The organism is Brevibacillus borstelensis (assembly GCF_036700025.1).
Taxonomy (GTDB): Bacteria; Bacillota; Bacilli; order Brevibacillales; family Brevibacillaceae; genus Brevibacillus; species Brevibacillus borstelensis.
Window position 1 is genome coordinate 3,912,444 of the sequence record NZ_CP144922.1, and the last position, 16,956, is coordinate 3,929,399.

Below are 16,956 nucleotides of genomic sequence, written 5' to 3' on the forward strand. Positions count from 1 at the left end.
TTCTACCATATCCTGCCTCTGTGCCTCCTCATAGATCCCCAGGTTCGTTCCATACTACCAGGTCTTGTGAGGGAGTTTCTTCTCATTGTGGGGCCTACCGACTAGTTCTTCTTTTCACCAATGTCCCTCAGTTCGGTTACCTGTTCTGGATGGACATTTTGGGCCGGCTGTGAAATTCGGTTATGAACGATGGATGCGGCTGAACAAAAAGAGAGGACCCTTCGCGCGTATCGCGAGTGTCCTCTCCTGGTGGTACTCTATATACGCCTTCAGGCTTTTCGCTTAGCCTGATGCGGCCTTCTGCCTTTGAATGCTACGACACCCGAAACCTCGAGACCAGCGTTCGCAGCTCCTCTGCCATTTTCTCCAACGCCCCGGCAGACGCCGCAATTTCCTGCATGGAGGCGAGCTGTTCTTCGGAAACGGATGCGACATTTTGCGAATTGGCTGCCGACTCCTCCGCAATTCGGGCCATCTCCTCGATAGACGCCTTGATTTGTTCGGAGCTGGCGGTCATCTCCTCGGCGACTGCGGTCACTTCCTGAATTTGCGCAGAGGTTTGCTCGACTGCGTGGAAAATGCGCTGGAAGCCTGCTCCTGTCTCTTCGACAATCTCCCTGCCTGCGGCTACTTCCTTCTGTCCTTGTTCCATGGCAGCAACGGCATGGGACGTATCAGATTGAATCTCACGGATCAGATTGGCGATTTGCTCGGCAGAGTTCTTGGACTGCTCGGCCAGTTTGCGCACTTCATCTGCCACGACTGCAAAGCCTCTACCGTGCTCTCCCGCTCGTGCCGCTTCAATCGCGGCGTTCAGAGCAAGCAGGTTGGTCTGATCGGAGATGCCGGTAATGACCTGGATGATCTCATCGATTTGCTTGGATCTTTGCTCCAGCCTCTTGACCACTTGGTCAGTTTGCCCGACGGCATCGCTGATCGTCTGCATCTGGTCGATAACCCTGTGAATCATTTCATTGCCGCGCTCGGTTTCTTTCGACGTCTCGACGGAAACCTCGGCTACGTTCGCTGCTGTTTGTGCTACCCGCTGGACGCCCAAATTCATCTCGGTAATGAGACGGACACTGTCTTCTACGCTGCGGCCCTGTACCTCCGCTCCATGAGCGACTCCCTGAATAGCAGACGCGATCTGGTTGGTCGCCTGAGTGGTCTGCTCTGCACTGGCAGTAAGCTGCTCGGATGAAGCGGCGACCTGCTGCGCATTGCCCACTACTTCCGTCACCAGCGTGCGGAGATTTTTCACCATCTGCCCAAAGGCCTGCGCCAGTTTGCCCAATTCGTCACGATTTTTGACGCGCCCGATCGCAACTGTCAAATCGCCGGCTGCGACCCGCTCTGCCGCAGCGGTCAACTGAACGATCGGCTTGGAAATATGGCGGGAGAGCCAAAAGCCGACGACGATCGCTGAGGCAATGGCGACCAAGCTGATGATCTTGATTGTATTGCGTATCTGCTCAACCAGCTCGCTGTTTTGCAAGGTCTCCGCTTCCATCAGCTTCTTTTCATTGTCCACGAGCAAATTTGCCAAATTTCTGATTTCGCGGGAGACTGGCATGGCATCGTTGAGAGCGACCCGCTTTGCGTTCTCCCAATCATTGGTGCCGATCAGCTTTTCGACTTGGACAGCCTTTTCCTTATACTGGTCATTCAAACGCTGCAGGCTTTCCAAAAGTGTTTTTTCTTCCTCCGTAGAAACCAATTCAACAGTCGATTTGATCGTGGCATCCAGAGTTTCAATCGCTTCGTCCATAGTACCGGCCGAATTCGCTTCGGCCAACAGAACGGCCCGTAGCGTGGAAATTTCCCGTGAAGCACTGTTTTGGATTTCTTTTGCATTTTCCAAAACCTGGACCCGTTTGCCAAGCAGTTCCGCATAGGAATCATTGAGCTGCTTGATAAATAAATAAGCAACGCCATTTGTAATCCCAAACATGAGCACGATACCCAAGAATCCCAGCAATAACTTGTTGCGAATAGACAGCGACAAATTCATCATCCTCCGTATATCATGCAAGATAAACCCCTACTCCATAGTACCCAATTATCATAATTTTCACAAGGAAGATAGTACCAATATATTGATAGATAAAACAAAGCCCCCGTGATCCTGCAGGAAAATCGGGGGCCACGTCCTTTGCATGAACGTCCTAGATCGGGACTGCCAGCATTTTGACCATATGATCGTACAAATGCCCGCTGACCATCAACGAGCCATCCGTCTGATACCCGATATGCTCGTATAACTGGCGTGCGCGAACATTGTCTTTTTCCACCAGCAGGGCTGTCCGTTCATACCCCTGCCGTATCGCTTCCTCTTCAAAACTGGCCAAAAGCCGCGTGCCAATGCCTTTTCCCCGATAATTCGGGTCGACGACAAGCGTATCGAGATAATATTCGTCTGAGCGTGCTTCTTTGACGATGATGGGAGCTGTTCCGGTTAGTTGTTCCAAGCGCTTGGCAAATGGCCTGTCCAGCTCCTCGGTTCTGCTCCCGTGATAGCTGATCAAAAGGCCTGCCGGTTTCCCTTCGGCTACGGCGATCATGCAATTTTCATGGCTGATCCGGTTCTGTTTTTCCCGGAAAAACTGCTCCATGACTTTAATGGCCTCATCCTGTTTATCCGCTCCGGTCAATGTGTGGGCAATATCCCCGATTGCTTCATAGATCAGAGGGGCCGCCCAACTTGCGTCCTCTGGTGCCGCGTATCGTATCATGTTTGCCTCCTTGCATTCCCCTGTCAGAACTCTGTGTTCTGTCTACGTATAGACATACTATACCATTTTGCCATAACAATGAAAAAAGGTCGATGTAGAGTAGAGAACTGAAACTTTCGGGCGACCGTATGGTCGCCTTGCTCATTTCAGCTCCCCCTCATCAAACCGTACGTGAGGTTTTCCCTCATACGGCTTTCCGATGTTCTTCTTTCTTTGGCATTCGGCTTACTTTATCCGGCTAATTTCAATAAACTACCCTGCGTGTTTTGTATGACCTTCAGCTTTCCGGCATGTTTATTCCGCTTGCTTCTTTTCTTGTTGCAGAAGATTGTAAGGCGTTCAATCACATACCAGTCTATCCGTCTTGCCCATCGTTTGGCGATGGGCGAGATGAAGTAGTAGTTCTTGAACCCCCTTAGCTTGCGATTTAGCCCTTTCACTAGCTCTTCTAGAGACAGAAACAGTTTGTTCCTTGGTGCAGTGTATTCCTTAATTTTACGTCTCATATCCTTCATTGCTTTCTTAGCTGGTACATGAGACATAGCAAATACCTTGCTCCCCCCTTTGTTGAACACGGGGAATTTGCGATGGTGCAGCCCAAGAAAGTCAAACCCAGTGGAATTGTCCCAAATATTAACGAGTCTAGATTTCTCTTTACTGAGACTAAGCTCCAGCTTGTTTAGAATAGCCATCAGCACTTGAATGCTTTCCAATGCTTCTTGTTTGGTTCTGCACATGATAACGAAGTCATCCGCATAGCGGATAAGTGTGCCAAGATGGGAGAATTGATTTTCCCAAATGGTGTCCATGTAGTTTAGATAGATGTTTGAAAGAAGAGGCGAGATTACCCCTCCTTGCGGAGTTCCCAGTTCTGTTTCATGGAATTGATCATTTTCCATGACCCCAGCCTGCAGCCATTGTCGGATAAGTTTCAGAACACGTCTGTCGCTGATTCTCATTTCGACCAGTTTCATCAACTTCTCATGGTTGATGTTGTCGAAATACCCTTTAATGTCAACATCTACGACCCAATAACACCTCTTGCTTGCTTTGCGTATCTGTGCAATTGCCTGGTGAGCATTTCTTCCTGGCCGAAAGCCATAAGAACAGTCCCGAAAATCAGCTTCAAAGATCGGTTCAATGACTAGCTTAGTAGCCATTTGGACCACCCGATCCTTGATCGTCGGGATGCCGAGTGGACGTTTCTTGCCATCCGGTTTAGGGATGTAAGTTCGACGAACCGGATGTGGACGATACCGCTTTTCTTTTAAATCTAGATAGATCTCGTTAAGAAAACGGCTCTCCCCATACTCCTCCACAATCTGTGCGATGGATTGTCCGTCGATTCCTCCGCTCCCTTTATTTGCTTTTACTCTCCTCCAAGCTGTCGCTAGAATATCCGGGCGGTAGATTTTGTCATACAAGGCATGAAATCGCCGTTTTGAGTTTGCCTTGGCACAAAGATATAGGGTTGTCCAAAGTTGTCGAGCTTTTACATCGGTGTAGTTAGCAAGTTTACTTGCATTCACTCACTCTTACCTCCTTCGACCCGTGAACAAAGCAGGGCTCCTTCCCTCCATAAGGTTGTGTTGTCCTTATGTTCATCGGTACTATGAACCCCTCCGACTCCCTCTCTGCCATCCACCACTTCCCTTACGGTTATAGGTTTCCGTTTTACGCTCCTGACGGGGCGTGCAGAGTAGGGTCTCCCCAGTTCCGTTAACTACTTTCTCAACATACCGCTCCCCATACCCCGAGGGATTCATAGGTGCTGTATTCCAAGTTCTCCACACCGTCCTTGGCCTTCGCCCATATGAAACAAGCTCGGCTTCCCTTTGTCCACCTCTCGGTGGTCTTTCTTAACGAGGCTGCAGGATTCACTTTATGTTACGGCCTGCTGATTTGCTCGCACTCTTTCGAGTTACTTTGTCACAGGGCTTCAACCTTAGGATTTCTCCACCAGTTGCCTGTCAGCTACGAGGTGACTTGGCTCCTGCCTCGGTTGGACTTTCACCAACTAGCAATTAACGGCTTGCTGGGCACGCCCCATAGAAAAAAGACGCTCTTTCAAAAAGAGCGCCTCCTTGCTGGCGAATGCCTATACAATCATTTTTTCAATGGTGAGCGAACGGTGGTTTCGCAGATCAACAAATTCCTTTTTCCTGCGGACCAACGGCCTCATCGGTTCATCTTGATGAATGAGAATGATTTCGACCTCTTCCCCGTCATTCAGCCTTGCCCTGGCCCCGACGTACAGCTGCGCAATGTAGCGGACAAACACGGTAACAATTTCAATGTTGAGCAGCCCCTCACAGGCCGATTTCCACAGAAGTTGGGCCGCTTCAAAGGGCGATGTGCGGGTCTTGTACACACGGTCTGAACAGATCGCGTCAAACATGTCGGCAACGGCAAGCACCTGGCATTCAATCGGAATATTCTCCTTGGTCCTTCCTTCCGGATAGCCGGAGCCGTCCAGCCGCTCATGGTGAAGCAGAGCACAAAGCAAGAGAGTTTCACAGCATCCTTCCATCTCGTTGATCAGCTCATAGCCATAGACGGTGTGCTGCTTCATCTGGGCAAATTCTTCGTCCGTCAATTTCCCCGGCTTGAGCAAAATCTCTTTGGGAACCTTCATTTTTCCGATATCGTGCAAAAAGCCAGCAGCTCCCATGATCTTGACGCGCTCGTCGTCCCACTTGAGGAGCTGGGCTATCAAGGTTGAGAGAATGCCGACGTTTATGGAATGGCGGTATGTATAGCTGTCAGCTCCCTCAAGTACATACAGGGAGCGAAACAGTCCCATTCGCTTTTTGGTGCAATTGGCGACTTTGTGAAATGCTTCTGTAAATTCCTCCAGCCGAGGCATTCGCTCCAGCTCAACGCTTTCGAACAAGCGGCGCGTATCTTCCATCGCTTCCAAATAAAATGCCACGCTTTCCTGATCCGTCCCTAAATCCATCAGCTGATTAGAAATTTCTTCACCGTTCCCCTCGGACCAGGTGCGATCCGTAATATGCACATGATTGATCCGCTGTTTGCGAAAAAGCTGTACATGCGTTTCCGTGAGAACCGTTCCTTTTTGCAGCAGGAGGATCCCGCTATGCGAATACAAATCCTTTTCGAGGACGCATCCAACCAACAAGAGATTAACAGAAGCCAATGGCATAGGATCAAAACCTTTCCTGCAACACTCTTTTTCTAAATTATAGGAAAAGCGCCTTTTGACTTACAACCCTTTTTTTGCCTTACATGGGTAATTGACCCGGGTCACCTGACTTGATCTCGTCATATGATAGGAGGCGGCCTTTATAAAAAGCATCGGATTTGCAGCGAAGGAGGTTTTCCTGCAATGGCTTCATTGTATCTCACACCAAAGGTATGGCGGCAGATTGAGCAAGCCGTACGAAAAAACCCCTATCTGGAGACGGGCGGCGTCCTGATGGGGTATCCGATAAGCGAGGATAGAGAAGAATGGCTTGTGACCTATGCCAGCGGACCTGGTCCCAAAGCCATTCATCAGCCCCACTCGATCATGTTTGACGACCAGCATTTGCGCAACCTGGTGAGAAAACAGCGAAGACGCAGACCGTGGCAATACATTGGAGATTGGCACAGCCATACGGTTCGCCGATTGTCCCCGAGCAAAGGGGATCGACGGACCATTTGGGAAAAGGCATCACAGTCTGTATACATGTCCACTTCCCCTTTCATGCTGATCGTCGGTCTAAACAAGCGCAATCAGTTGCAGGGCAGAGCCTACAGTCTTGGCGATACCCTTTCCGAGGTAAAGGATCTCAGAGTGATCGACCGGCAATTTCTTCAACAACGTCTTGAAAAATCTCCATAGCCCTGTTTCCGGTCGACACCGGCTGATTTTCGGCAACAACACAAATGGCATAGCGCGGGTTGTCAGCCGGAGCGTAGCCAGCAAACCACAAATGGTTTCTCTCGTTATGCCCGGCTCCCGTCTGAGCCGTTCCGCTTTTGCCGGCAATCGGCCATGAGCTGTTGTTCAAAAGCTTCCCCGTACCGCTCGTGACCACAAGTCTCAATAGTGTTCTCAGCTTTTTGGCAGTCACATAATCAATTCCCGCTTCGTCCAGGGACTGAACGGGAAACCGAAAAAACGATTGGCCGTTTTTATACGTGATTTCCTGTACAAGCCTTGCCTGGCCCGGCTGTCCCCCACGGGCGATCGTCGCCATCATATTGGCAATCTGCAGCGGGGTCATTCGGACATCTCGCTGTCCGATTGCTGTCTGAATCAATACGCCTTCGTCTTTTCGCGACACGTCATCCAAATAGACCCGCCCTTTTTCCTCGCCGTCTATTTGGCGAAAGCCTTCCAGTTTGAACAGATGAGCTGTACGATCCCCTACCTGTGTCAGCAATCCCAATCGCCGGGCATACTCCTCCAGCTTTTCCCCGCCTACCCGCTTGGCGATCTCTGCAAACGCGATATTGCAAGAGTGGGCAAATGCCTCGTCCATTGTCAGCGATCCGTGACCTTCCTTTTTCCAGCAGGAAAATCCGTATTTGCCGTAGCTGCCGCTGCAGTGAAACCGTTCCGTCGGCGAGATGATCCCCTCCGAAAGAGCGGCGGCAGCCACTACGGTTTTAAAAACCGAGCCCGGCGGAAGCTGCTTGACCGCACGATTTTGCCAATCCCCTTTCTCTGCCTCCACCCTGGACTGATCGTAGGCGGGGCGGCTCGCCATCGCCAGAACATCGCCAGTGGAGACGTCCAGAACGACTACTGAACCTACGTTCAGGCCTCGCTGGTCGATAATCCGCTCCACGCTCCGCTGCATCTGGGCATCCAGTGTCGAAAGCAGCGAAAGCGGGTAGTACTCGTTTTGCTGACTCGTATAGCGGATATCCAGACCTCGCAGCGGGTTCCCTTCTCCATCCACGTAATAAGACAGGACAGATGGCTCGATTCCTTGCAAAAACCTGTCAAAGCTCCTTTCAAGACCCGATGCCCCTACCGTAGTCTCGGCATTTTTCTTCCCTTGCTTCCATTCATCCGGGTAGAGCGATTGGACCAGCTCCGGGTTCCGGTGGATATATCCGATCACATGTTTGGCAACCTCTTCGCTCCGATACCGTTCCGTTACTGCCAATGAGACAATCCCCGGGATCGCCAGCTTGTTGATCCTCTCCGCCTGCTTTTCCGAAAGCGCCACCAGGCGTTTGGACGTATCTCTCAGCATCACAGGAGTCTTGGCGTTTTTCATCAGGTCATTCAGCTGCTCTTCGCTCACACCTGCAATCGAAGCGACCTGTTTTAATCCGTCGGTCCCTTTCAAGCTGCCGCGGGCCAGTGGAAACAGGATCAGCGCCAGCTGCTCTTCTCCTGTGAACCGGTAGCCGTTTCGATCCAGGATATCTCCCCTGCCGCTGTGAAGGACGATGCTCTGTTGCCTCTGTTTCACCGCGTTTTTCACCAGATCGATGCCTCTCTTTGTAAAGCGGTGAGCCGCCCCCACCTGAATCCACCACAGCCTCGCGACGAGGCCGAGCCATAGAACAGTCATTCCCAGCAACAAAATGAATTGTCTTCTTTTCATCCTCCGCTCCAGCTGCATCCCTCATCCCTCCAGCCTTTTCCATCCAGTATGTCCCGAATGAAGGCGGCGGAAACAAAAAACACGCCTCATGATGGGCGTGTTCTGCACGTCGTTTTCGTTTCCGACATTCGTTTTCAGCGATTTGCCACCTGCTGCTTTTCCAGCAGGATATCGCGTATTTTCGTCGACAATAAATCAAGGGCTACCCGGTTGTATCCGCCTTCAGGGACGATCACATCAGCGTACCGCTTTGTAGGCTCGATAAATTGCAGATGCATCGGGCGGACAACCTCCAGATACTGGCTCACGACAGACTCGAGAGAGCGGCCCCTCTCTTCGATATCCCGTACGATTCTGCGGACAATCCGCACATCGGCATCCGTATCGACAAATACCTTGATGTCCATCAGCTCGCGAATCCGGGGGTCCTCCAAAATCAGCATGCCTTCCAAAATGATGACATCCTTCGGTTCGACCCGTACCGTTTCCTGCTTGCGGTTGTGCACCTTGAAGTCGTAGATGGGCTTTTCGATTGCTCTGCCTTCGATCAACTCTTGCAACTGGGCCAGCAGGAGGTCATTGTCAAACGCAAACGGATGGTCATAATTGGTGAGCACCCGCTCCTCCAGGCTCAAGTGGCTCTGATCCTTGTAGTACGAATCCTGCTCAATCATCGTGACGCTGTCATTTTGAAATTGTCGGTACAATTCTCTTGCTACTGTAGTTTTGCCGGAACCGCTGCCCCCAGCTACCCCAATCACAACGGGGTGACCCATGATTCATATCCCCTTCCTCATGCAGCCCTCTTCAACAGTTTTGTTCGAGGTTATCTTTGTCGCTTGTTATCTTTTTTTAAAACTGACAGCCAGACCGTCTCCGACAGGGATAAACGCAGTTTCCAGGTCGGGATGCTGGGCCAGATAGTGATTAAAGCCAATCAGCTTGTCCACCATGGGACGCAGTCTTTTCCCGGCTTCCTCCGGAGTGGCAACAAGACCGCGGAACAAGACATTGTCTGTCAGCACCATGCCGCCCGGCCGCAGCAGCGGCAGATACAGGTCCAGAAACGCACGGTACTGTCCCTTTGCCGCATCGATAAACAGACAATCGAAATGATACGAATCCGGAAGGCCGGTCGTAGCGTCTTTGAGAAGAACCTCTACCCGGTCTGCAACGCCTGCCTCGCTCAAGTTCGCTCTCGCTCTATGCAGTCTTTCCTCGTCGATGTCCATCGTCACAATCCGCGCTTGCGGTGCCGCTTCGGCCATCCAGATCGTCGAATACCCGATCGCCGTTCCGACTTCGAGGATTTGCTCCGGGCGGTGAAGCTGCAGATAAGACCGCATCACCTGGGCAGTAGGCAACTGCACAATCGGTATGCCTTCTGCCTGCGCCTCTGCTTCCATGCGCTGCAGCAATGGAGAACGCGGGGGAACCAGTCCCGATACATATTCGTCGATCGCAGGATTGGTTATCATCACGTCACCCCCTTTTTTACAACCGAATTATTATATCACAAAGCCATTGCAATAGCAGAATACGCTGCTATTTTCCCCGGCTCTTTTTATCCAGTGCGTTGTGCTCTGCCAGCGTTTTGGAGAAGTAATGCTCCGAGGTGCCGTCCTTTTTCGTGACATAGAAAAAGTAATCATGGCTCTCCGGCGATACGGCAGCAGCGAGCGACGCTCTGCCCGGATTGGCGATCGGACCGGGAGGCAGGCCTGGGTGCAGATACGTATTGTACGGACTTTCTACCTTCAAGTCGTCATACGTAATTCTGTCCCGCTGCTTTCCGAGCACGAATTGGACAGTGGCGTCCGCCTGCAGAAGCCAGCCTTCCCGCATCCGGTTGTAGTATACGCCGGCTACGATCGGACGCTCCTTGTCGACGACGACCTCTCTTTCGATAATGGAAGCGAGGGTAACCGCCTCATCGATGGTCATTTTTCGCTTCGTGAGCTGCTGTGTCCATTCCGGCTTCCACTCTTTCTGGAACTGGGCCAGCATCCTGGAAATAATCTCGTGCTCATCGGCTTCCTTCTTGATCTCATAGGTTTCCGGAAACAGGTACCCCTCCAGGCGATGCTTGCGCCCTTCCTTTTGCGGTATCGCAGCGACGAACGGAAACTCGGGGAAGCTGCCCTGGTTTACCTCCTGCAGAAACTTTGCTTTGTCTACCAAGCCTTTCTCGGCCAGGTGATCAGCGATCTGTTCTACATTCCAGCCTTCCGGGATCGTAAAGCGCATCGCATTGACGACGGTTTTTCCCTCTTCCATCGCTTGCAGCATCTGATCGATCGTTTGCCCTGTCTGGAACTGATAGTCTCCGGCCTGCAAGCGGGAGCCTGTCCCTTTGTACTTGACATAGTATGCGAAAAGATCGGGATTCCGTATCAATCCATTCTCATGCAAAATGCGGCCAATCTGTTTTACGGATGAACCGGACGGAATTTGCACTTCTTTTATAACGGCTTCTCCGGCCACTGGCTGCAAGCCCTGATACACGTAGTAGATCAATCCTGCTGTACCGAGCAGCACCAGCAGGAATAAGATGACGACTGTACGGAAAAAACGGCCTCCCCTTCTCCGCTTTTGCACTGGCGGCCAATTCGATTGGTCGTCGTGTTTGATTGACATAGGATTCACTAAAAGAGTCCTCCTTCTTGGTGGCGCCTTTCTCCATTTCTGCGGCAAGCCACACTCGGGCGATCGGGTAAAAGGTAACCGCCCATTATCTGTTTCATTATACCGAAGGCATGTCTACCTTGTCATCAACTCCTGAGCAGAAGCATTTTCCGGGAAAAAAGCAGGATTTCCCCTAATAAGAATGGAAGAAATAAACAAATAATTAGGAAGGAATTTTGCAGGATGAAACGCTTTTTCACCTTTCTGGAATGGTTCTTGGTTATTTGTCTCGGGGGGCAAGTCCTTCTTCTCTTGATCGCCTCGTTCACGGTGCTGTTTGCCAACGCAGATGAAATACGTTCTGCCAAAAAGGAGGGCACGTTCTATCCAGGTCCCGGCATCTCCCAAACGTATTATAACCGGGAATTGACGGTGGACGGAGTCAGGTACGACGGGAGCACGCTGAAGGTTTATATGACGAGCCGCGGTTCTGGATCGGCCAGTCTTCCCAGCTTTGTAAATATTGCTTCCGATACGGGTCAAGATCTAGACGTTAGATCAGGGGGACAATCGATCAGTTGGTTTGTTTCCAAAGGGTACTACCTGATAAAAGAAGCTCCATCCGATCTGCAATCCATCCGCATATATGCCGAAAGCTACGGCCAATCCTTCTCCTTTACCGTTCCCCTGGCCAAAGGAGGGATGGAATAATGCAAGAGCGCTTGCTAATGCGGGAACGCAGAAACCGCTTGATCCGCTGGTTGATTATTGCCGTATCCGTGATGATCCTGTTTCCGCTTTACTACCCAAGCCCGTGGTCGCCAAAAACCGCTGTTCGGCAGACCCTTGAAGGAATGGCCTTACCTTCCGATACCATCGAGGTGGTATCCATGATTCAAACAGGAAGCATGTACTCTGTCCTTTTTTACGATGAAGAGCATGAGCTTTACCACCATTTTTTCATGGACCGGCCGTTCGGCGTTCTCTGGCGAAACAGCGGCGGAGGCGGTGGGTATACCTTTGACCCGAACGAAATCCTAAAAATGAGCTGGGGCGGACAGCGGGAGGATGACATCTGGTACAGCTACGCTGTCGACCAAGTCAATGACCCGCGAATCCGCACGCTAACCGTCGAATGGAGTGACGGGGTCAAGCAATCGATGCAGCCGATCAAAGGCTTGTATCACTTTGCCCGTGTATTTGGAAAGGACGAGAAAGCAGCCGCCGTTCTTCTGGCCTATGATGCAGAGGGCAGGCTGATCTACCGTTTGGATGAGAACCAGCCGGCAATTCGCAAACAATAGATATGGTGTAGAGTAGAGAACTGAAACTTTCGGGCGACCGTATGGTCGCCTTGCTCATTTCAGCTCCCCCTCATCAAACCGTACGTGAGGTTTTCCCTCATACGGCTTTCCGATGTTCTTCTTTCTTTGGCATTCGGCTTACTTTATCCGGCTAATTTCAATAAACTACCCTGCGTGTTTTGTATGACCTTCAGCTTTCCGGCATGTTTATTCCGCTTGCTTCTTTTCTTGTTGCAGAAGATTGTAAGGCGTTCAATCACATACCAGTCTATCCGTCTTGCCCATCGTTTGGCGATGGGCGAGATGAAGTAGTAGTTCTTGAACCCCCTTAGCTTGCGATTTAGCCCTTTCACTAGCTCTTCTAGAGACAGAAACAGTTTGTTCCTTGGTGCAGTGTATTCCTTAATTTTACGTCTCATTTCCTTCATTGCTTTCTTAGCTGGTACATGAGACATAGCAAATACCTTGCTCCCCCCTTTGTTGAACACGGGGAATTTGCGATGGTGCAGCCCAAGAAAGTCAAACCCAGTGGAATTGTCCCAAATATTAACGAGTCTAGATTTCTCTTTACTGAGACTAAGCTCCAGCTTGTTTAGAATAGCCATCAGCACTTGAATGCTTTCCAATGCTTCTTGTTTGGTTCTGCACATGATAACGAAGTCATCCGCATAGCGGATAAGTGTGCCAAGATGGGAGAATTGATTTTCCCAAATGGTGTCCATGTAGTTTAGATAGATGTTTGAAAGAAGAGGCGAGATTACCCCTCCTTGCGGAGTTCCCAGTTCTGTTTCATGGAATTGATCATTTTCCATGACCCCAGCCTGCAGCCATTGTCGGATAAGTTTCAGAACACGTCTGTCGCTGATTCTCATTTCGACCAGTTTCATCAACTTCTCATGGTTGATGTTGTCGAAATACCCTTTAATGTCAACATCTACGACCCAATAACACCTCTTGCTTGCTTTGCGTATCTGTGCAATTGCCTGGTGAGCATTTCTTCCTGGCCGAAAGCCATAAGAACAGTCCCGAAAATCAGCTTCAAAGATCGGTTCAATGACTAGCTTAGTAGCCATTTGGACCACCCGATCCTTGATCGTCGGGATGCCGAGTGGACGTTTCTTGCCATCCGGTTTAGGGATGTAAGTTCGACGAACCGGATGTGGACGATACCGCTTTTCTTTTAAATCTAGATAGATCTCGTTAAGAAAACGGCTCTCCCCATACTCCTCCACAATCTGTGCGATGGATTGTCCGTCGATTCCTCCGCTCCCTTTATTTGCTTTTACTCTCCTCCAAGCTGTCGCTAGAATATCCGGGCGGTAGATTTTGTCATACAAGGCATGAAATCGCCGTTTTGAGTTTGCCTTGGCACAAAGATATAGGGTTGTCCAAAGTTGTCGAGCTTTTACATCGGTGTAGTTAGCAAGTTTACTTGCATTCACTCACTCTTACCTCCTTCGACCCGTGAACAAAGCAGGGCTCCTTCCCTCCATAAGGTTGTGTTGTCCTTATGTTCATCGGTACTATGAACCCCTCCGACTCCCTCTCTGCCATCCACCACTTCCCTTACGGTTATAGGTTTCCGTTTTACGCTCCTGACGGGGCGTGCAGAGTAGGGTCTCCCCAGTTCCGTTAACTACTTTCTCAACATACCGCTCCCCATACCCCGAGGGATTCATAGGTGCTGTATTCCAAGTTCTCCACACCGTCCTTGGCCTTCGCCCATATGAAACAAGCTCGGCTTCCCTTTGTCCACCTCTCGGTGGTCTTTCTTAACGAGGCTGCAGGATTCACTTTATGTTACGGCCTGCTGATTTGCTCGCACTCTTTCGAGTTACTTTGTCACAGGGCTTCAACCTTAGGATTTCTCCACCAGTTGCCTGTCAGCTACGAGGTGACTTGGCTCCTGCCTCGGTTGGACTTTCACCAACTAGCAATTAACGGCTTGCTGGGCACGCTTCATAAAAAAACGAGAGGGAAATTATCCCTCTCGTTCCAGCCTGTAGACAAAGTTCCGTAAGGAACAGGGTCTGCAGGCTTTTTTGTTGAATATAGAACATGTTACGTTTTCAAAAGTTATTTTTTAGAGGTGGCATTATGCTTAATAAGCAAGAGGCCGAAGGGCGTTATCAGATATCTGCATTCTCGCTAGATGAGTTGGTGCCAGAAGATCATCTCGTAAGAAAAATTGAAAATGCAATCGACTTTTCGTTCATCTATGACTTGGTGGAAAGCCTTTACTGTCATGACAATGGCAGACCCAGTGTTGACCCTGTAGTCTTAGTTAAAATTGCTTTCATCCAATATATTTTTGGAATTCGTTCCATGCGACAAACGATTAAAGAGATCGAAACCAATGTTGCCTATCGGTGGTTTATTGGCTATGATTTCAGTCAGCCCATTCCCCATTTCACGACCCTAGGCAAGAACTATGTTCGCCGTTTTCGGGATACTCAACTCTTCGAGTCGATCTTCCTTCGAATATTGGAGGAGGCGGTTCATCATGGATTCGTGAAGCCTGATGTGCTTTTCATTGATGCTACGCATGTAAAAGCCAGTGCGAATAAGCATAAATACGTGAAAGAAATCGTTGAAGAACAAGCGAAGAAATATCAAGAGCTGCTGGACGAAGAAATCAATCAGGATCGTATTGCACATGGAAAGAAGCCCCTTGAAAAAAAGACAGAAACTTCGAAGAAGGAGGTGAAAGTCAGCACAACTGACCCGGATTGCGGATTGTTTGTAAAAGGGGAAAAGGAACGTGTATTTGCTTATAGTTTTCATACAGCATGTGATCGAAATGGATTTGTGCTTGGTGCCAAGGTAACGCCAGGCAATGTGCATGACAGTCAGGTTTTTGAGGATGTTTTGAATCAAGTGCGAAAGACGTTTGCACAGCCTCAAGCTGTGGCAGTGGACTCGGGATACAAGACGCCTTACATCAGTAAAACACTCCTTGATGACCAGATTCGCCCCGTTATGCCCTACACAAGACCACGCACCAAAGAAGGTTTTTTTAAAAAGCACGAATATGTGTATGATGAATATTTCGACTGCTACATCTGCCCGAACGAGCAAATCTTAACATATGAGACAACAAACAAGGATGGGTACCGTATCTATCGATCAAATTCTCAAGTTTGCCGAAGTTGTCCGTTCTTGAAACAATGCACGGAAAGTAAAGACTACACAAAGAGAGTGAGTCGCCACATCTGGGCTGATTACCTCGAAGAGGTAGACCACCTCCGGCATACCGAGGAAAACAAACAAATCTATAGCAAACGGAAAGAAACGATTGAACGTGTATTCGCTGATATGAAGGAAAAGCATGGCATGCGTTGGACGACCTTACGAGGACTGGAGAAGGTCACGATGCAGGCGATGCTTGTTTTCGCTGCCATGAACTTGAAAAAAATGGCGACCTGGCTATGGAAATCAGGTCGCCAAAAGGTGAACGATCAAAACACCTTCGGTATTTTCATCAAATTATTAAACAAACTCCCTCTGCTGTTCGTTCAGCGAGGGAGTTTGTCTGCAACCTGAAACGAGAGGGAAATTATCCCTCTCGTTCTCTCCTGGAGCTTTTCAGATTTCCTACAGATCTTCCTTCTCCAGATCGGTGATCAGGGTCTCGAATGTCGCTTCTACCTGCTCCCACTCTTCGTCGTCTTCGATCGGCTGGAGCATATCCGTGCCTTCGTAGCGGAGGAAGTGAACCTCGTACTCTTCTTCTTCCTCTTGATCGACAGGGACCAGGACCAGATACGAACGATCCTCGATGTCAAAGATATACATAATGCGGAAATCGCGAGGATCGTCGCTTCCTTCCTCGGTCAGCGCAATCACATCGCCTACTTCAAACTCCTCAAACAACTCTTCACTCATGCTCGTCACCTCGATTTCGCGTCCAAATAACCCTGCAGGATTAATACGGCCGCCATTTTGTCGATTACTTTTTTTCTTTTTTGCCGGCTGACATCGGCGGAAATCAGCATGCGCTCAGCGGCCATGGTCGTCAGACGCTCATCCCACAGGTGGACGGGCAAAGACGTATGTGCTTCGAGCTTGCTGGCAAAAGCTTGGCAAATCTCGCCTCGCGGGCCAATGGTGCCATTCATGTTCTTTGGCAAACCTACGACGATTTCACCCACGTCATACTGGGCGATCCACTCATCGAGGCGGGCAAAGTCCTTCTCTCTTGACTGCCGTCTGATCGTTTCCACGCCTTGGGCCGTCCAGCCCAGCTCATCACTGACGGCGACCCCGATCGTTTTGTCCCCGACATCCAAACCCATAATCCGTTTCATCCGACTCGCCTACTTACGCTGTTCTGATTAGATAACTCCGGCTTCGCCCGCATGTGGGCGAAGCCAATTGTACGACACACGGGATATGCGAATACCGCGGTACAACGGGGTGTTGCGTTTTTGCCGACCACCTTTTGGCAACAGGGATGATTACTTATCCCGATCGACCAAATAAACGGTTACCAGCTCTTCGATAATCCGGTCACGCTCAATTTTTCCGATCAAACTTCTAGCATTGTTGTGGCGGGGGATGAAAGCCGGGTCTCCGGACAGCAGGTAGCCGACAATCTGTGTAATCGGGTTGTACCCCTTTTCCTGCAGGGCCTGATACACCTCCGTCAAGGTTTCCCGCACTTCCTCTGACTTATTCTCTTTGGGCACCGTGAACTTCATGGTTTTATCCATCGAACTCACGATC

16 protein-coding genes are annotated in these 16,956 nt (G+C 50.0%); 4 read left to right on the forward strand and 12 right to left on the reverse strand.

All coding sequences use genetic code 11. The features are described 5' to 3' along the window. Positions 1 to 313: 313 nt before the first annotated feature. The 4 genes from V5G20_RS18885 to V5G20_RS18900 form a co-directional block, all read right to left on the reverse strand. Positions 314 to 2,005 carry a methyl-accepting chemotaxis protein gene (locus tag V5G20_RS18885; protein WP_161785206.1) on the reverse strand — a complete coding sequence of 564 codons (1,692 nt, stop codon included), beginning with the start codon at positions 2,003 to 2,005 and terminating at the stop codon, positions 314 to 316. 160 nt (positions 2,006 to 2,165) lie between these two features. Continuing rightward, positions 2,166 to 2,732 carry a GNAT family N-acetyltransferase gene (locus V5G20_RS18890; RefSeq protein ID WP_122959057.1) on the reverse strand — a complete coding sequence of 189 codons (567 nt, stop codon included), beginning with the start codon at positions 2,730 to 2,732 and terminating at the stop codon, positions 2,166 to 2,168. 230 nt (positions 2,733 to 2,962) lie between these two features. After that, the gene (gene ltrA / locus V5G20_RS18895; protein ID WP_338461780.1) at positions 2,963 to 4,261 is read right to left on the reverse strand and encodes a group II intron reverse transcriptase/maturase; all 1,299 of its coding nucleotides are present in this window, start codon (positions 4,259 to 4,261) and stop codon (positions 2,963 to 2,965) included. A 569-nt stretch (positions 4,262 to 4,830) separates the two neighbouring features. Continuing rightward, the gene (locus V5G20_RS18900) at positions 4,831 to 5,898 is read right to left on the reverse strand and encodes an HD-GYP domain-containing protein (RefSeq protein ID WP_031932382.1); all 1,068 of its coding nucleotides are present in this window, start codon (positions 5,896 to 5,898) and stop codon (positions 4,831 to 4,833) included. Between the two features lie 183 nt (positions 5,899 to 6,081). On the opposite strand from V5G20_RS18900, the gene V5G20_RS18905 reads away from it, so the two are divergent. Continuing rightward, positions 6,082 to 6,579 (forward strand): Mov34/MPN/PAD-1 family protein, encoded by a 498-nt coding sequence (locus V5G20_RS18905; RefSeq protein ID WP_024983692.1) that lies wholly within the window; start codon positions 6,082 to 6,084, stop codon positions 6,577 to 6,579. Here V5G20_RS18905 and V5G20_RS18910 read toward each other — a convergent pair. The 4 genes from V5G20_RS18910 to mltG form a co-directional block, all read right to left on the reverse strand. Beyond that, on the reverse strand, positions 6,527 to 8,320 hold the full coding sequence (locus V5G20_RS18910; RefSeq protein WP_122959059.1) for a peptidoglycan D,D-transpeptidase FtsI family protein: 1,794 nt from the start codon (positions 8,318 to 8,320) through the stop codon (positions 6,527 to 6,529). The genes V5G20_RS18905 and V5G20_RS18910 overlap by 53 nt on opposite strands. 116 nt (positions 8,321 to 8,436) lie before the next feature. Then, a complete protein-coding gene (gene udk, locus V5G20_RS18915) occupies positions 8,437 to 9,078 on the reverse strand; it encodes a uridine kinase (RefSeq protein ID WP_003387525.1) in 642 nt (213 codons plus the stop codon). A 66-nt stretch (positions 9,079 to 9,144) separates the two neighbouring features. Continuing rightward, positions 9,145 to 9,780, reverse strand: coding sequence for an O-methyltransferase (locus V5G20_RS18920; RefSeq protein WP_003387526.1), 636 nt, complete (start codon positions 9,778 to 9,780; stop codon positions 9,145 to 9,147). Positions 9,781 to 9,847: 67 nt separating this feature from the next. After that, complete coding sequence (gene mltG, locus V5G20_RS18925) at positions 9,848 to 10,948, reverse strand: endolytic transglycosylase MltG (protein ID WP_003387527.1); 1,101 nt, start codon at positions 10,946 to 10,948, stop codon at positions 9,848 to 9,850. A 222-nt stretch (positions 10,949 to 11,170) separates the two neighbouring features. On the opposite strand from mltG, the gene V5G20_RS18930 reads away from it, so the two are divergent. Further along, positions 11,171 to 11,638, forward strand: a complete 468-nt coding sequence (locus V5G20_RS18930; RefSeq protein WP_024983691.1) for a hypothetical protein — start codon at positions 11,171 to 11,173, stop codon at positions 11,636 to 11,638. Beyond that, the gene (locus tag V5G20_RS18935) at positions 11,638 to 12,231 is read left to right on the forward strand and encodes a hypothetical protein (RefSeq protein WP_172920816.1); all 594 of its coding nucleotides are present in this window, start codon (positions 11,638 to 11,640) and stop codon (positions 12,229 to 12,231) included. The genes V5G20_RS18930 and V5G20_RS18935 overlap by 1 nt, the downstream gene beginning before the upstream one ends. A gap of 143 nt (positions 12,232 to 12,374) precedes the next feature. Here V5G20_RS18935 and ltrA (V5G20_RS18940) read toward each other — a convergent pair whose 3' ends face one another. Next, entirely contained in the window at positions 12,375 to 13,673 is a 1,299-nt protein-coding gene (ltrA, locus tag V5G20_RS18940; protein WP_024985477.1) for a group II intron reverse transcriptase/maturase, read from the reverse strand. A 655-nt stretch (positions 13,674 to 14,328) separates the two neighbouring features. Between ltrA (V5G20_RS18940) and V5G20_RS18945 the strand changes: the two genes are divergently transcribed. Further along, complete coding sequence (locus tag V5G20_RS18945; RefSeq protein WP_024985259.1) at positions 14,329 to 15,774, forward strand: IS1182 family transposase; 1,446 nt, start codon at positions 14,329 to 14,331, stop codon at positions 15,772 to 15,774. Between the two features lie 51 nt (positions 15,775 to 15,825). Here the strand turns inward: V5G20_RS18945 and V5G20_RS18950 are convergent, their stop codons facing one another. The 3 genes from V5G20_RS18950 to V5G20_RS18960 form a co-directional block, all read right to left on the reverse strand. Next, positions 15,826 to 16,116 (reverse strand): DUF1292 domain-containing protein, encoded by a 291-nt coding sequence (locus V5G20_RS18950; protein WP_003387530.1) that lies wholly within the window; start codon positions 16,114 to 16,116, stop codon positions 15,826 to 15,828. 5 nt (positions 16,117 to 16,121) lie between these two features. Next, positions 16,122 to 16,538 carry a Holliday junction resolvase RuvX gene (ruvX, locus tag V5G20_RS18955; protein ID WP_024984956.1) on the reverse strand — a complete coding sequence of 139 codons (417 nt, stop codon included), beginning with the start codon at positions 16,536 to 16,538 and terminating at the stop codon, positions 16,122 to 16,124. Positions 16,539 to 16,688: 150 nt separating this feature from the next. Beyond that, positions 16,689 to 16,952 carry an IreB family regulatory phosphoprotein gene (locus V5G20_RS18960; RefSeq protein WP_003387534.1) on the reverse strand — a complete coding sequence of 88 codons (264 nt, stop codon included), beginning with the start codon at positions 16,950 to 16,952 and terminating at the stop codon, positions 16,689 to 16,691. Positions 16,953 to 16,956 lie beyond the last annotated feature (4 nt).

Coding starts and splice junctions, on each gene's coding strand:
- V5G20_RS18905 (WP_024983692.1), top strand. CDS start 6,082: ATGGCTTCATTGTATCTCACACCAAAGGTATGGCGGCAGATTGAGCAA.
- V5G20_RS18900 (WP_031932382.1), bottom strand. CDS start 5,898: ATGCCATTGGCTTCTGTTAATCTCTTGTTGGTTGGATGCGTCCTCGAA.
- V5G20_RS18935 (WP_172920816.1), top strand. CDS start 11,638: ATGCAAGAGCGCTTGCTAATGCGGGAACGCAGAAACCGCTTGATCCGC.
- ruvX (WP_024984956.1), bottom strand. CDS start 16,538: ATGAAACGGATTATGGGTTTGGATGTCGGGGACAAAACGATCGGGGTC.
- V5G20_RS18950 (WP_003387530.1), bottom strand. CDS start 16,116: ATGAGTGAAGAGTTGTTTGAGGAGTTTGAAGTAGGCGATGTGATTGCG.
- V5G20_RS18945 (WP_024985259.1), top strand. CDS start 14,329: ATGCTTAATAAGCAAGAGGCCGAAGGGCGTTATCAGATATCTGCATTC.
- V5G20_RS18890 (WP_122959057.1), bottom strand. CDS start 2,732: ATGATACGATACGCGGCACCAGAGGACGCAAGTTGGGCGGCCCCTCTG.
- V5G20_RS18910 (WP_122959059.1), bottom strand. CDS start 8,320: ATGCAGCTGGAGCGGAGGATGAAAAGAAGACAATTCATTTTGTTGCTG.
- udk (WP_003387525.1), bottom strand. CDS start 9,078: ATGGGTCACCCCGTTGTGATTGGGGTAGCTGGGGGCAGCGGTTCCGGC.
- V5G20_RS18920 (WP_003387526.1), bottom strand. CDS start 9,780: ATGATAACCAATCCTGCGATCGACGAATATGTATCGGGACTGGTTCCC.
- V5G20_RS18930 (WP_024983691.1), top strand. CDS start 11,171: ATGAAACGCTTTTTCACCTTTCTGGAATGGTTCTTGGTTATTTGTCTC.